Annotated in this window: 16 protein-coding genes; 1 reads left to right on the top strand and 15 read right to left on the bottom strand. The window is 68.5% G+C overall.

Translation table 11 applies throughout. From position 1 onward, the window contains the following. Positions 1 to 131 precede the first annotated feature (131 nt). The 7 genes from Q664_RS09710 to Q664_RS09740 form a co-directional block, all read right to left on the bottom strand. Entirely contained in the window at positions 132 to 1,100 is a 969-nt protein-coding gene (locus tag Q664_RS09710; RefSeq protein WP_043392579.1) for an electron transfer flavoprotein subunit alpha/FixB family protein, read from the bottom strand. Positions 1,101 to 1,140: 40 nt separating this feature from the next. Beyond that, a complete protein-coding gene (locus Q664_RS09715) occupies positions 1,141 to 1,938 on the bottom strand; it encodes an electron transfer flavoprotein subunit beta/FixA family protein (protein ID WP_043392582.1) in 798 nt (265 codons plus the stop codon). Between the two features lie 150 nt (positions 1,939 to 2,088). Beyond that, positions 2,089 to 3,225, bottom strand: coding sequence for an acyl-CoA dehydrogenase family protein (locus Q664_RS09720; RefSeq protein ID WP_043392584.1), 1,137 nt, complete (start codon positions 3,223 to 3,225; stop codon positions 2,089 to 2,091). A 99-nt stretch (positions 3,226 to 3,324) separates the two neighbouring features. Then, positions 3,325 to 3,981: a fructose-6-phosphate aldolase gene (gene fsa / locus Q664_RS09725; protein ID WP_043392587.1), complete on the bottom strand. Its 657-nt coding sequence runs from the start codon at positions 3,979 to 3,981 to the stop codon at positions 3,325 to 3,327. 185 nt (positions 3,982 to 4,166) lie between these two features. After that, positions 4,167 to 4,646, bottom strand: coding sequence for a hypothetical protein (locus tag Q664_RS09730; RefSeq protein ID WP_043392590.1), 480 nt, complete (start codon positions 4,644 to 4,646; stop codon positions 4,167 to 4,169). Next, positions 4,643 to 5,044 carry a hypothetical protein gene (locus Q664_RS09735; protein ID WP_043392593.1) on the bottom strand — a complete coding sequence of 134 codons (402 nt, stop codon included), beginning with the start codon at positions 5,042 to 5,044 and terminating at the stop codon, positions 4,643 to 4,645. Before Q664_RS09735 ends, Q664_RS09730 begins: the two co-directional genes overlap by 4 nt. After that, on the bottom strand, positions 5,041 to 5,361 hold the full coding sequence (locus Q664_RS09740; RefSeq protein ID WP_152622011.1) for a hypothetical protein: 321 nt from the start codon (positions 5,359 to 5,361) through the stop codon (positions 5,041 to 5,043). The genes Q664_RS09735 and Q664_RS09740 overlap by 4 nt, the downstream gene beginning before the upstream one ends. 276 nt (positions 5,362 to 5,637) lie before the next feature. Between Q664_RS09740 and Q664_RS09745 the strand changes: the two genes are divergently transcribed. Next, positions 5,638 to 6,720 carry a KpsF/GutQ family sugar-phosphate isomerase gene (locus Q664_RS09745; protein WP_043392660.1) on the top strand — a complete coding sequence of 361 codons (1,083 nt, stop codon included), beginning with the start codon at positions 5,638 to 5,640 and terminating at the stop codon, positions 6,718 to 6,720. Positions 6,721 to 6,742: 22 nt separating this feature from the next. Here Q664_RS09745 and Q664_RS09750 read toward each other — a convergent pair whose 3' ends face one another. The 8 genes from Q664_RS09750 to Q664_RS09785 all read right to left on the bottom strand — a co-directional run bounded on the left by Q664_RS09750 (position 6,743) and on the right by Q664_RS09785 (position 13,857). Further along, on the bottom strand, positions 6,743 to 7,453 hold the full coding sequence (locus tag Q664_RS09750; RefSeq protein WP_043392598.1) for a hypothetical protein: 711 nt from the start codon (positions 7,451 to 7,453) through the stop codon (positions 6,743 to 6,745). Further along, a complete protein-coding gene (locus tag Q664_RS09755; protein ID WP_084609677.1) occupies positions 7,443 to 8,033 on the bottom strand; it encodes an RNA polymerase sigma factor in 591 nt (196 codons plus the stop codon). The genes Q664_RS09750 and Q664_RS09755 overlap by 11 nt, the downstream gene beginning before the upstream one ends. Positions 8,034 to 8,060: 27 nt before the next feature. After that, positions 8,061 to 8,510, bottom strand: a complete 450-nt coding sequence (locus Q664_RS09760; protein WP_043392603.1) for a hypothetical protein — start codon at positions 8,508 to 8,510, stop codon at positions 8,061 to 8,063. A gap of 66 nt (positions 8,511 to 8,576) precedes the next feature. Beyond that, positions 8,577 to 9,776: a hypothetical protein gene (locus Q664_RS09765; RefSeq protein ID WP_043392606.1), complete on the bottom strand. Its 1,200-nt coding sequence runs from the start codon at positions 9,774 to 9,776 to the stop codon at positions 8,577 to 8,579. A 21-nt stretch (positions 9,777 to 9,797) separates the two neighbouring features. Continuing rightward, positions 9,798 to 11,492: a pseudouridine synthase gene (locus Q664_RS09770; RefSeq protein ID WP_052517905.1), complete on the bottom strand. Its 1,695-nt coding sequence runs from the start codon at positions 11,490 to 11,492 to the stop codon at positions 9,798 to 9,800. A gap of 13 nt (positions 11,493 to 11,505) precedes the next feature. After that, positions 11,506 to 11,730 (bottom strand): cytochrome P450, encoded by a 225-nt coding sequence (locus tag Q664_RS09775; RefSeq protein WP_043392613.1) that lies wholly within the window; start codon positions 11,728 to 11,730, stop codon positions 11,506 to 11,508. A 19-nt stretch (positions 11,731 to 11,749) separates the two neighbouring features. Further along, positions 11,750 to 13,135, bottom strand: a complete 1,386-nt coding sequence (locus tag Q664_RS09780) for a cytochrome P450 (protein WP_043392616.1) — start codon at positions 13,133 to 13,135, stop codon at positions 11,750 to 11,752. Between the two features lie 17 nt (positions 13,136 to 13,152). Then, positions 13,153 to 13,857 (bottom strand): Coq4 family protein, encoded by a 705-nt coding sequence (locus Q664_RS09785; protein WP_043392618.1) that lies wholly within the window; start codon positions 13,855 to 13,857, stop codon positions 13,153 to 13,155. Positions 13,858 to 13,878: the final 21 nt, after the last annotated feature.

Here is a 13,878-nt window from a genome sequence, read left to right on the forward strand (position 1 = left end):
AGGGACTCTTGGGGCCCTCTTCGCTCAAGACCCTTGAGTCACTCAGCCCCGCAACGGCGAAGGGGCGGCCGCGAGGAATGTTCCCCTCGCCACCGCCCCTCCGTGAGCCCGGGCCACTCAGGCCCGAGTCACTAGCCCTTGGCCTTGTGGATGGCCTCGCGCAGCGCGGGCAGCACCTTGAAGAGGTCGTCCACCAGTCCGTAGTCGGCCACCTGGAAGATGGGCGCCTCGGCGTCCTTGTTGATGGCGACGATCGTCTTGGAGCTCTTCATGCCCGCCAGGTGCTGGATGGCTCCGCTGATGCCCGCGGCGATGTACAGCTGCGGCGCCACGACCTTGCCCGTCTGGCCCACCTGCAAGTCGTTCGGCACCCAACCCGCGTCACACACCGCGCGCGAGGCGCCCACCGCGGCGCCCAGCTCGTCGGCCAGCGCTTCGATCTCCTTGAAGTCGCCCTTGGTGCCGCGGCCACCGGAGACCACCACGCGCGCCTCGGTCAGCTCGGGACGCGCGCTCTTGACCTCCTTGAAGTCCACGAACTTCGTCTTGCCCGTCTCCACCTTGGGCGAGAAGGTCTTCACCTCGGCGGCGCCCTGGCCACCCGTGGCCGCGGGGAACTCGGTGGCGCGCAGCGTGAACACCTTCACCGGCGTGGTGAGCTTCACCTCGGCGAAGACGTTGCCCGCCCACATGGGCCGGCTGAACGTCACGTCCGCGCCACCGCCATTGAACCCCATCACGTCCGTGGCCATGGCCGCCTGCAGGCGCGCCGCCACGCGGGGCAACAAGTCCTTGCCCTGCGCGGTGGACGCCATGCCCACGTAGTCGGCGCCAATGGACTTCGCCAGCTCGGCGATGGCCGGGGCGTACGTCTCGGCCAGGTAGTGCTCGAACTCGGGCGCCGCGGCGGTGTGCACCGCCTTGGCCCCCAGGCCCGCCAGCTCACCGGACACCTTGGAAGGATCCTTGGAGAGCAGCACCAGGTGCAGCTCCGCGCCCGCCTTCTCCGCGAGCTGCTTGCCCGCGCTGATGGCGTTCAGGGTCGCCTTGCGCAGGTTCCCGTCCGGCTGCTGCTCCGCAACGATGAGAACGATCGGCATGTTCGGCTCCAATCTCGAAGTATGAGGGAACGGGCCCCGGTCAGACGACCTTCGCCTCGTTGCGCAGCTTGTCCACCAGCGTCGCCACGTCCGGCACCTTGATGCCGGCCTTGCGCGGCGGCGGCGAGGCCATCTTCAGCACCTGCACCTTCGGGGTGACGTCCACGCTCAGCTTGGCCGGCGTCAGCTCCTCGATGGGCTTGCTCTTGGCCTTCATGATGCCCGGCAGGCTCGCGTAGCGCGGCAGGTTCAGGCGCAGGTCCGTGGTCACCACCGCCGGCAGCGCGCACTCGAGCGTGGCCAGCCCGTTGTCCACCTCGCGCACCACGCGCACGCTCTTGTTGTCCGCGCCCATCTGCAGCGCCGGCACCTTGTTCTTCTCCTGCTCGCTCTCCAGCGACTCCACCTTCGAGGCGAACGTGGCCTGGCCCCAGCCCAGGAACTCGGCCAGGTACTGGCCCACCTGGTTCTGGTCATCGTCGATGGCCTGCTTGCCCAGGATGACCAGGTCCGGCTTCTCCTTCTCGGCCACCTTCTGCAGCAGCCCCGCCACGCCCATCTGGTCCAGCGGGCCCGTGTGGTTCACCCACACCGCCCGCGTGGCGCCCATGGCCAGCGCGTGCCGCAGCTGCTCCTGCACTTCCTTGCCGCCGATGGAGACCACCACCACCTCGCCGCCATGCTTGGCCACGAGGCGCAGTCCCTCTTCGACACCAATCTCATCGAAGGGGTTGATCTTGTACTTCAGCCCCTCCTGCACGATGCCCGAGCCGTCCGGCTTCACCTTGATCTTGGACTCGGGGTCTTCCACGCGCTTGGCGGTGACGAGGATCTTCACGTCCTTCTCCTTAGAGCGGGTACTCCCAGAAATGGCGCAACACCACGCAGCTTCATGACGCAACGCGCTGTGTCACGGGGGGCGTTGATTTACGCATCAACACCCCCCATCGGCAACGGAGAAGCGTCGGCAATGGACAGTTTTTCTTCCCTACTTGAACAGCTCGCGCGCGATCACCAGGCGCTGCACCTGGCTGGTGCCCTCGTAGATTTGAATGAGCTTGGCGTCGCGCATCAGCTTCTCCACCGGGTACTCCTTGATGTAGCCGTAGCCGCCGTAGACCTGAACGGCGTCGGTGGCGACCTTCATGGCCATGTCCGCGGCGAAGCACTTGGCGTAGGAGGACTGCAGCGAGGCGCGCTGGCCCTGGTCGAGCAGCCACGCGCTCTGGTGGCACAGCAGACGCGCGGCCTGGATGTTCATGGCCATGTCGGCGAGCATGAACTGGATGGCCTGGTGCTCGCGGATGGGCTTGCCGAACGTCTTGCGCTGAGCGGAGTACTCCAGCGAGTACTCGAGCGCGGCGCGGGCGATGCCCACCGAGAGGATGGCGGTGATGGGACGGCTGTTGTCCAGCGTCTCCATGGCGATGCGCCAGCCCTCGCCCTCCTCGCCGATGCGGTTGTGCACCGGGACGCGCACGTCCTCGAAGGTGAGCGCCACGGTGTCGCTGGCGCGCTGGCCCATCTTGTTCTCGTGCTTGCCCACGGTGAGGCCCTTGGGACGGCCCTCCACCACGAAGCACGTAATCCCCTTGTGCTTCTTCGCCTTGTCCAGGGTCGCGAACACCGTGTACTGGTCCGCGTGGCCGCCGTTGGTGATGAAACACTTGGCGCCGTTGAGGACGTAGTGGTCGCCATCGCGCACCGCGGTGGTGCTCATGCCGGCCACGTCCGAGCCCGCCTCCGGCTCGGTGAGGGCGAAGGAGGCCAGCTTGAACTTCTCGGTGAAGGGCTTGAGCAGGCGCTGCTTCTGCTCCTCGCTGCCGCCCACGATGATGGGCAGGTTGGCCAGGTCGTTGGCCGTGATGGAGGTGGCCATGCCCGCGCAGCCCCAGGCCAGCTCCTCGTAGGCCAGGAGCTGATCCAGGTGCGTCAGGCCCAGGCCGCCGTACGCCTCCGGCGTGGCCATGTTCAACAGGCCGTTCTCCCACGCCGAGACGATGATTTCCCGGGGGAACTCGGAGGTCTCATCGTGGTGCGCCGCCTTGGGGCGGATCACCTCGCGGGCGAACTTGCGCGCGGTGTCCTGCAGGGCACGCTGGGATTCGGTGAGCTGGAAGTCCATGGTTCCTCGCTGATGTGGGAGAGGGGACTACACGTCCCCTGATTCCAGAATCAACGAATACCCCGGACCGGGAAATTGCGCCAGCACACGGCGCCCGGACTACGGCTTGGCGGACTTGGGGACCTTCTCCCAGTCGGCGAGGAACTTCTTGATGCCGATGTCGGTCAGCGGATGGTTGGCCAGCTGGGTGATGACGCTGTAGGGGAGCGTGGCCACGTCGGCGCCCATGCGAGCGGCCTGGAGCACGTGCACCGGGTTGCGGATGCTGGCCACCAGCACCTGCGTGGTGAAGTCGTAGTTCTGGTAGATCTCGATGATGTGGGCGATGAGCTCCATGCCGTCCTGGGAGATGTCATCCAGGCGGCCCACGAAGGGCGAGATGTAGGTGGCGCCGGCCTTGGCGGCGAGCAACGCCTGGTTGGCGGAGAAGCAGAGGGTCACGTTGGTGCGGATGCCCTCGGAGGTGAGCGCCTTGACGGCCTTCATGCCCTCCACGCCCATGGGAATCTTCACCACGACGTTGTCGTGGATCTTCGCGAGCCCACGGCCCTCCTTGATGAGCTCGGGAGCCTCGGCGGAGACGCACTCGGCGCTCACGGGGCCATCCACGATGGAGCAGATTTCGCGGATGGTCTCCTCGAGGCCACGGCCCACCTTGGCCAGCAGCGACGGGTTGGTGGTGACGCCATCCAGCACGCCCATGTCGTGGGCCTTGCGGATCTCCGAGACATCGGCGGTATCGATGAAGAACTTCATCTCGTCCCCTCTCCGGTTCAGTTCAGGCGATGAGCCTGTAGATGGACAACGCGCGGTGGCAGGAGATGCGCTCCCGTCTGCCCGCCGGGCGAGGAGGCGCGTAGCCGATGCCCCCCGGTGCGTCAAGCTGGCAGGCCCGGCAGTGGGTGGCCCCGAGGCCCGAGCACACCCGCGGGGCCGCTGGCTCAGCCTCGCCGGAAGGCGTAGTACCCCTCGAGAATCGGTCTCCCGCCCCGCTTCGTCATGCCGAAATGGCGCAGGACTTCCGCGTCCCACAGGTCCTCGGACTCGAAGCGCAGGGTCCGATTGTCGGAAAGCTCGATGTCGATGATCAGCTGGGAGCGACGCTCGAGCTCGTAATCGTAGCGCACCCGCCGGATCTCCGCCCCCTTGAGGATGCAGTAGATCATGACCCGGATGGACGCGGAGGTCGTGGACGCGAAAGCCTGGATGAGCGGCGTGAGCGCCTCGCCTTCCTCGACGAGCTGGTCGAGAAGCGGCGACGACATGGGCTCCGACAGGAGCCGCTCATACTCGGCCTCGACGGCTTGAATCTCCTGCAGGTACCTCCGGGCCTCGGCGTCGGCCCCCTCTCTGAGGGCCCACCCCACACCGGCGGTGTCGAACAACTGTCTCAACGTTCGTGTCTGTTCGCCCTGCGTCACGCGGCCTCCCGCGGCGATGGGGTGATGCCTCGCAGGAGCCAGCGGTTCCGCTCGATGTTCTCGAGCAACTCGCTGACCAGCTTCCCCGAGCTGGAGTTCCTGTCATTCACCACGAACGACAGGGCATCCTCATGGCTCGAGACCCAGATGACAGCATCCGCGTTCCCGGCCGTCAGTCCGTCCCGACGCCACGACTCGAAGCTGGCCGGGTCCCGATAGATGAAGGCTTCGGCCGCATGCGTGAGGGGGAAGAGCCGGCCGCTGCGGATGGGCAGGACCGGCCTGCCAGGAACCTCGACCATGGCATCCCTCCAGATGGTGCGGAGCCACCGGACCGTCAGGTCGATCTCCGCCCCGTCGGAAGCACCCTCCACCCAGAGATCGTCTCCGCCCATCATTCGATGCCGGTCCTTCCGTGGAACGTCTGCCGCGCACGTTCCACCTCGTAGGTCACGGGAGAGTAGAAGATGCGCTTGAGGCGGCCTCGACCACCTGGCAACGGCAGCAGATCTCCCCGGTCCCTGAAAGAAAAGATGTAGTGGAGCTTTTCCCTGGGCAAGAAGAGCTTCACCGCGAGGTGGGGCTCTTCGGGTGGGTAATCCGTGAAGTAGGCCCCCACGGGATTGTGCGCGGCCCGAGGCTGGGAGGCCCTGAACATCCAGGTCGGCTGGCTGCGGATGCCGTCAAAGCCCTCTTTGTTCGTGAAATGATTCATGCACCGACGCTTGTGCAAGGGCCAGACCACACATTGTAGGTCCGACGGTAGCTCGCGCCCCATGCGTTGAGGCTCCGCGCAGTTGGGCAATGAGCGTCCTGGTTTCAGGACGGATGACCTCCATCAGAGAGACGCAGCTCGAGTTCGAGCCGGACTCGCCTCCAGGAGGAATTGGGATGGGGCGCATGAACGCCCGCCGAGCAAGGAGGCGCGCAGCGGATGCCCTCGTTCGTCGGGCTGGCAGGCCCGGGTGGGCTGGGGGTACAAGGGCGGCCCATGGCCCGAGCCACTCGAAGCACCGCCCGGAAGCCCCGCCTCCGCGCCATCCCCGGACACGCCACGCCCGCCGCCGGGCCCACGCCCCCGCCCTCCTCCGTGCCGTCCCAGGACGAGCGGGAGGCCACGCTCGCCTACGCGCGCAGCGTGCTCGAGGCCGAGGCCCAGGCCATCCTCGGGTTGATGGGGCGGCTGGGTGACTCCTTCCTGAAGGCACTCGAGCTGGTGCGCGATTCGGTGCAGACGGTGGTGACGGGCGTGGGCAAGGCGGGGCTGATCGGCCAGAAGCTGTCCGCCACGCTGGCCTCCACGGGCATCCGCTCCGTCTTCCTGCACCCCACCGAGGCCGTGCACGGAGACCTGGGCCGGGTGGGCCGCGGCGACGTCATCCTCGCCCTGTCCAACAGCGGCGCCACCGAGGAGCTGGTGCGGCTGCTGCCCTCCTTCAGGCGGATGGGCACCCCCGTCATCGCCATCACCGGCGACGCGGAGAGCCCGCTGGCCCGTGGCGCGGACGTGGTGCTGGACATCGGCCGCATCGAAGAGGCCTGTCCCATGGGCATGGTGCCCACCGCTTCCACGGCGGCACTGCACGCCATTGGCGACGCGCTGGCCATGGCGGTGCTACGGGCACGGCCCTTCGGCTCGGCCGAGTACGCGCTGCTCCATCCCGGCGGGAAGATTGGCCGCTCCGTCATGCGCGTCTTCGAGCTGATGCGCTCGGGCCCGTCCAACCCCGTGGTGCGCGACAACGCGAAGCTCTCCGAGGCCGTGGTGGTGATGACCAACACGCCGGGCCGGCCCGGCGCCACCAACGTGGTGGACCGGCAGGGACGGCTGGTGGGCATCTTCACGGACGGAGACCTCCGCCGGTTGGTCGAACAGGGGCGGACGGACTTCGACATGCCCATCCGCGAGGTGATGGGCAAGCGGCCCCGGTGTGTGGGCCCCGAAGTGCTGGTGCTCCAGGCCACCAAGCTGATGCGCGAGTTCCGCGTGGACCAGCTCCCCGTGGTCGACGCCGAGGGCAAGTCCGTGGGCCTGCTCGATGTGCAGGACCTGCTCGCCGCGCGCTTCTTCTGAGGAGAGCAACGCCCGGGGATGGCTACTCGGGCAGTGATTGCGGCGCTGGCATCTGCTTGCGCACCCGGACGCGCATCCGTTGTTTCTGGGAGTCCTCCTCGACGTCCACGTCGATCCGCGCCCCATCGCCCTCCTGACGCCGCAGTTCCTCGATGACACGCTGCCGCGCCAACTCACGCTCCTCGGGCGAGGCGCCCGCGCGGAACAACGAGTGGCCCACCAGCCCGAGCAGGTTGTCGCGTACGCGCCCCTCCAGGTTCGTCACCTCCACCGGGAGGCCGACGAACTCGGGCATGGCGCGCAGCCGATCCATCGCCTCTCCTTCTTGCGCGAGCCGATCGCCCCAGACGTCCACCACCAGCGTGGCCGGCCCCTCCGGGGTGCGGCGGAGCATGACCCCGACATCCACCAGCCGGCTGGAGCCGGACACGAAGGCCCGGGCCACCCTGTCGCCGAGCCCGGGAGACACCTCACTGCCCGCCGGCAGCACCACCCGGATGCGCTTACCCACCTCTATCTTGTACTCGGCGGAGACCTGGGTGGCGCTCACCAGGCCCAGCAGCAGGACAACCGCCGTCGCGTACCTCCACAAGGGAGACCGGACGCGCCGGACCCGGCGATCCACCCGCGTGTCATAGGCGGCGAGCAGCTCCTGCTCGAGCCGCGCCCGGTGCTCCGGGTCCGGCTTCGGCTCGTGGCCGCGAAGCGCGCGGGAAAGCTCTTCATCCGTCATTGGCCAGCTCTCCTCTCGCCGGACCGGCATCCCACCGTGCCCGCAGCTCGCGCACCGCTCTCGAGGTGCGCTGTCGGACCGCCGCCTCGCTCAGTCCCATGACCTGGGCTACCTCCGCGAAGCGCAGGCCGTCCCCGAAGCGCAACATCAACAGCTCGCGGGTCTCGGCAGGAAGCCTCGCCAGCTCCCGCCGTACCCGCTCCACATCCTCCTGACCCATCAAGCGCTCGAGCGGCCCCACTCCTGAGTCGGGGACAGCTGCGGCGGCCTCCTCGGGCACCTGCCCCGCCCGGCCGCGGACGTGGTCCACCAGCGCGTTGCGCGCCATGAACAGCGCGTACGAGAGCACGCTGCCCCGGCGCGGATCGATGCGCTCGAGCGACTCGAGCAACCGGAAGAACACCTGGCCCACGATGTCCTCGGCGTCCGCCTTGCTCGCGACACGCCGGTGGACGTAGCGCGAGACCGGGTCGTACAGCGCCCGGTACAGGTCCCGGAACGCCTCACGGTCCCCGCGCTGGCTGCGGACGGCCAGGCGGGACAACCATGCATCGCGTAATGGCCAGGGAAGTCGGGGCATCGCCAGGGTCTCCCGGGGACAGCACCCCTATTCCTTCTTGATGATCTTCACCACCTTCTTGACCACCTTGCCCTTCTCGCCATGGAGCTCGCGCTCCAGCTGGCCCTCGCCCCGGGGCTTCGGACGGTCCTTCGGGTCGAGCGTGGAGACCTGGATGTCCGCCGAGGCGAGCACCGGGAACGCATCCCGGAGCGACTGGGGGATGTCCGCCTGGGGCACGGTGCTGCCCCACAGGTCCACGGTGAGCTCCTGCTGGCCAGACGTGTTGCGGCGCGTCACCCGGACCTGGCGCTGCTCACCACCGCCCACGGCCATGAGCGACTCGACCACCTTCTCCGGGTCCGGCAGCTCGCCACTCGACTCGGAGAGGTGGATGGCCACGCGCGTGCCCGATTCCTGGGACGGCGGGGATGCCTGCACGGTGAACGAGAAGAAGCAAAGAGCAACGAGGATACGGCTCCACGGGTTCGCGCGCATGGTGCGCCTCCTTTGGCGTTGAGTGCCGACGGGAAATACGGAGCACGCGCGAAAGTGTGACAGCGCTCAGGAACCGGTGGGCTCGGACTGCGGCCCCCCCTCGCCCGCCACGACGGGCTGCACCTCGGCCCTCGGTGCCTGCGTCAGCAGCGCCCGGGCGGCGATCTCCGTGAGCGTGTAGAGGATGAAGGCGTCCTGGTCGTCGATGGGGCGCTCGTCCTGTAAGGCGTGGATCTTCTTCCGCCGCTCGTTGAGGGCCGAGAAGATGTTGTCCTCGAAACGGCCGATGAGCCGGTACTGACGGCAGGCGCCCACCAGCTCGCCCAGCGTCGCACGGCCCACGTCCTTGTTGCCCACGCTCGTCACCGGCGGCTCATGGGCCGCCAGCAGCCCCCGCAGCAGCCGCTCGCAGCAGCGCGCGCACGCCACCACCACCTTCTGGGCCTGTCGTTCCTCGAGCGCCAGACGGGCCAGGGCCAGCTCCTGCAACAACTCCAGATCATTCGTCTGCCAGGTGAAGAGCGACACGGGCAGGGCGAGGGTGTCCGTCCCCAGCGAGGTGAGCGTGAGCTGCGGGCCGTGCCGCTCGTCCACCACGTCCAGGTAACCGAGCGCCACCAGCTTGCGCAGCCGCAGGTTGAGATCCCGCGCGCCAATGGCCATGTCGTTGATCATCACCGCGGCCACATCGCTGCCACTGTGGGCCACCAACTGGAGCACCCGGTAGTCGAGCGTGTCGAGCGGCGTGCGGCTGGACGGCAGGGGCCGGGCCTCGCCGAGCGCGCTCCGCGCCGAGAGCACCACATGGGGATCGAACCCCGCCAGCCAGCTCTGGTGGTGCAGCACCGCCGGTAGCAGACCCACGCCCGCCACCGAGAGCAGTAGATCGGCCCACAAGCTCGGCAGGGCGAAGCGCTCGGGCCAGGCGACGAGCAAGAAGCCGTCGAGCGCCACCAGCACCTGGAAGAAGTTGCAGAAGACGGGGTAGAGCCGTAACAGCGCCCGGTGCTGGTACACGGACACGTCGGTGAGGCCCAACCTCACCAGCACCAGCACGGCCGGGTAGGCGCCCGCGAGCACGAACAGCCCGCCGAGCCTCACCAGCAGCCGAACCTGCGCCAGCGCCGAGGCTCCCACCCAACCAGGAAAGGTGAGCCGCGCCACCACGGGCGTCGCCAGGCCCAACGCCACCACCGCCAGGATGATCACGGCCCGCTTATCGCGCAGGGCCCCCAGCTCCAGATGCTTGCGTCCGGCGTTCGCCATGGCCGTACAGCATAGCCCGCCTCAGAACGGCGCACGGCACTCCAGCTCGACGCACGCCCCCGTGTGCGGATGCACGAACGTCAGGGCCTCGGCGTGGAGCATCAGGCGCGTGTCGTCGCCGCCATACAGCCGGTCACCCGAGACCGGAGCGCCGAGGCCGAGCGGATGCGCGGCATGGACGCGGAGCTGATGCGTGAGCCAGGTGCGGGGCCAGAGCGACACCCGGGTGCGGGTGCCACTCCGTTGCGTGACGCGCCACCCGGTGACGGCACGCTTGCCGTGAAGCGGATCGACGAGGTGGCGGCGACGGTCCTCCCGATCGGGCCGGATGGGCAGCTCGATGACGCCCTCGCCTCCAGCCACCTGACCGTCGAGCCATGCCACGAAGCGCCTGTCGGCCTCGCTCCGCGCGAACCGCCGCTGGAGCGCCTCGTGGGTCATGGGGTCCCTGGCCACGAGCAGCAACCCGGAGGTGTCCGGGTCGAGGGCATGCACCACGACCAGTCCGGTTGCGTCCGGGTCTCGCCGCCGGAGTCGGACGAGCACCGAGTCCCGTGACGGCTCATGACGGCCGGGAATCGACAGGAGACCGCGCGGCTTGTCCACGACGAGCAACCACGCGTCCTCGTACAGCACTCGAAGCTCGTCCACGGGGCCCTGTCCCGCCTCGGGACGCGGCTCCAGCTCGACGTGCAATCCCTCGAGCATGTACGGGAGGACACCGCCGCACTTGCTCCGGCACGCCGGGTAGTACGCTCCCGCGTGCCGGCCGCCCGTGAGAGGCGGCGCCCCCCACCAGAACTCGGCGAGCGCCAGCGGGCGCAGGCCATGACGGTAGGCGTGACCCAGCAGCTTCGGCGCGGCGCAATCACCCGCCCCTCCCGGCGGCGGCTCGGGCGCGAAGAGCGCTCCCACGGTCCGGCTCTCGCCGCGCGCATTCGGGATGACGTAGCTCTCGGAGATCCGCCGCCAGAGTTGCCTCGAGCGCTCGGCGCGCAGGTGTTCGAGCCCGGCACGTTCCGTGTCGAGCGCTCGGAGGGCCGACACCAGGACCTCGCGCTCCTGGTGGTGCGCCACCTCCAGCCGCCGGAGCTCAGCGGCGTCGGCCCGGCTCTCCTCCCCGAGCACCTGAAGCGTTGCCTGCCGCTCGTCGTCGCTGACCTCTCCGTTGGCCAGACGCTGGCGTGCATCGTGCCGGAGGCCGCGATTCGCATCGTGGCGCGCACGCATCTCCTCCATGGCGGCCCCATGGCGCGCGGTCAGTCCGGCGAGACTCGCGCGGAGAGCGGTGGGTTCCGGCCCCTCGACCAGCTCGGTGTGGCGCTCCCCGAGCGCGCGCAACTCCGCCTCACCCGCGGGCAGGAATGCGTCGCGCGCGATGGGATCGAAGAGCGGCGGCGCGAACCCAGCGAGCTGCCAGCGGCCATCGAGCATGCCCGAGAACCCGCGAAGGTAGCCGATGCGGCCGTCCGGAGCCGCGACGACCAGCACCCCGAACATCTTCCCCTGGCCAGGCGCATCGAGGGCACCGGGCGCGAGCCCGCCGTGGCGCAGGAACGCCATCAACTCCTCGGCGGCCCGGCGAGCCAGGGGATGCGGAGGGCCGACCGCGAACGGATCCGTGAGCCGCACCGGCACCTCGGCCGAAGCCGGCTGCGGCTCGAAGTACGTCACGGCATCTCGTGAAGGCCCCCCTGTCACGGTCTTCGGATTCATTCGCGATACGAGTCTAACCCCAGACCAGCGGCAGGCTCGTCACGGACAGGGAGAAGCCCCCCATGAATCGCGGCGGCGCCTGGGGGTCCAGCCGGAACGACGGGACGCGCTTCAACCACTCCTCGTAGAACACCTTCATCTCCAGGCGGGCCAGGTTCAGCCCAACGCACCGGTGCGGACCCGTGTTGAACGTCTGGTGCTGCTCCTTCCGGCCCAGGATGAACTGCTCGGGTTTCACCAGAACCAGGATGAGGGGTTCACCGCGCCTCGATCAGCATCGGCAGGCCGTTGGCCGAGCCGAGGGTGCCGAACATGTCGAACCTCGGCACGTGGCCGGGCTTCATGCGCAGCTTGAAGCGGCGTGCGAGCATCGCCGCCATCACGTGCGTCTCCAGCAGGGAGAAGTTGTTGCCCAGGCAGATGCGCGGTCCGATGGCGAACGGGTGGTAGGCATGCGCATGACGTGCCGCCTCGCGCTCGGGCAACCAGCGGTCGGGATCGAAGCGCTCCGGCTCCTCCCAGAACTCCGGGTGCCGGTGGGTGGCGTAGCTGAAGACAATCGTCCTCGTGCCGGCCGGGATGCGGATGCCATCCAGCTCGTCATCGGCCACGGCGTCACGGGCGTACATCGGCGCGGCCGGATAGAGCCGGAGGACCTCCTTCACGACCTGGAGGGTGTACGGGAGCCTCTTCAATTCGTTGAGCGTCGGAGGCCCGTCGCCCAGCACCGAGTCCAGCTCGGCATGCAGCCGCCGCTCCACCTCCGGGTTCTGGGACAGCGCGTACCACAAGAACGAGAGCGTCCGCGCCGTGGTCTCATGCCCCGCGGCGAACATGGTCAGGCCGTTGTCCACGAGGAGCTGCTCCGCCATGAACGTCCCCGACTCCTCGTCCTTGGTCGTCATCATCTTCGTCAGCAGGTCATCCGGCCACTGCTCGGTGGGGAGGTCCCGGCGCCGCGCGATGAGCTCCTGGATGTAGGCCGTCACCAGCTTCTTGGCCCGGTTGAACCGCAGGTTCCCGGGAGTGGGGACCCACATGGGCACCTGGATGGGGCGCATCTGCTTGTTCGAGATGTGGGAGACCATCGTCTCGATCGAGTTCTTGACGCGCATCAGGGTGTCGCCCGAGTCGGTGCTGAAGACCGAGTGGAGGATGACGGCGGCGGTGACCTGCATCATCTCGTCGAGCATCTCGACGGGGCGGCCGGAGCCCTGGTGCTGGGACTGCCAGTGCTCGATGAGCTTCTGCGTGTCGGAGAGGAAGATGGGGAAGAACTTCTCCACGCCGCGAGGGGTGAAGAACGGCGCCATGAGCCTGCGCTGCCGGCGCCAGTCCTCGCCGGTGGCGGTGACGATGCCATGGCCGAGCAGCAGCTCGCGAAGGGAGTCGTAGCTCTCGCCCTTGTCGTAGTGCTCGCGGCCCGTGACGTTGACGTGGCGCACGTGGTCCGGGTGGGTCACCAGCAGGAGCGTCTTCGAGCCCATCTGGAGGCGGATCAGATCCCCGTGCTTGCGCCAGGTGCTCATCATCCAGCCGAGGAACCCCTCTCGCCGGGTCGCCGTGAGCAGCTCGAGGGTGGAGGGGGCGTACTCCGTCAGGGTACGGGTACGGGGCGGGTCGATGGAGGGTGCCGTAGTCATGGTCGTGGAGTCCTGGGTCAGGCTGGCGTCGAAGGGGGAATCCTGAGCTGCTGGCGCACCGTCTCGACCGGCGACTCCCAGAAGCGCTCGTACCGGAGGCGGACGAGCTTCTCGGACTGCCGGCCCCGCCGGTACGCCGCGCGCAGCTTTCGCGCGTACTTCCAGATGGGAGGGAGGCCATGCGGCCGGAGCAGCGCGGCGAACAGGAGGATGAGGACGCTCGTGCGGAGTCCCATGTTGCCGGCCACGAAGGCCTGGAGCTCCATTTCGCCGAGCGAGTCCGTCTTGTAGCCAGTCACCACATGGTGGAGGTCGTGCGTCTCCCGGTACCACTTGACGAGGTAGTCCACTTCGTTGCGGACCTCGTACGGGCTCTCGAACGGGCTGATGCCGTTGTCCGAGAAGTAGCGGGCGAACGCGTACCCGAGCGTCCCTTCCGGGAGCCGGCCGAGCGCCGCGAGGTCGATGTTGCGGCCCTGGAGGCTGGGGCGTTGGGTGAGCAGCTCCCGGCCGTCCTCGCTCTTCGCCAGCTCCGTGCAGTGCCGCTGGAAGACGTCGCCGTCGAGGCTCGCGTTGAACAACGGCGCCGCGATGCCGTCATCGGGGCGCTTCTCGAGGACCTTCAAGGCCCGGACCGCCACACGCAGCCGTGTGAACAGGGATGCGCCTTCGGGCAGGAAGAGACCGTCTTCGATGCGTGCGGTGGGTGAGCTGAAGCTCATCTCGGTTCTCCGGGGGTGGGG

Origin of the sequence: Archangium violaceum Cb vi76 (assembly GCF_000733295.1) — a bacterium.
Lineage (GTDB): Bacteria > Myxococcota > Myxococcia > Myxococcales > Myxococcaceae > Archangium > Archangium violaceum.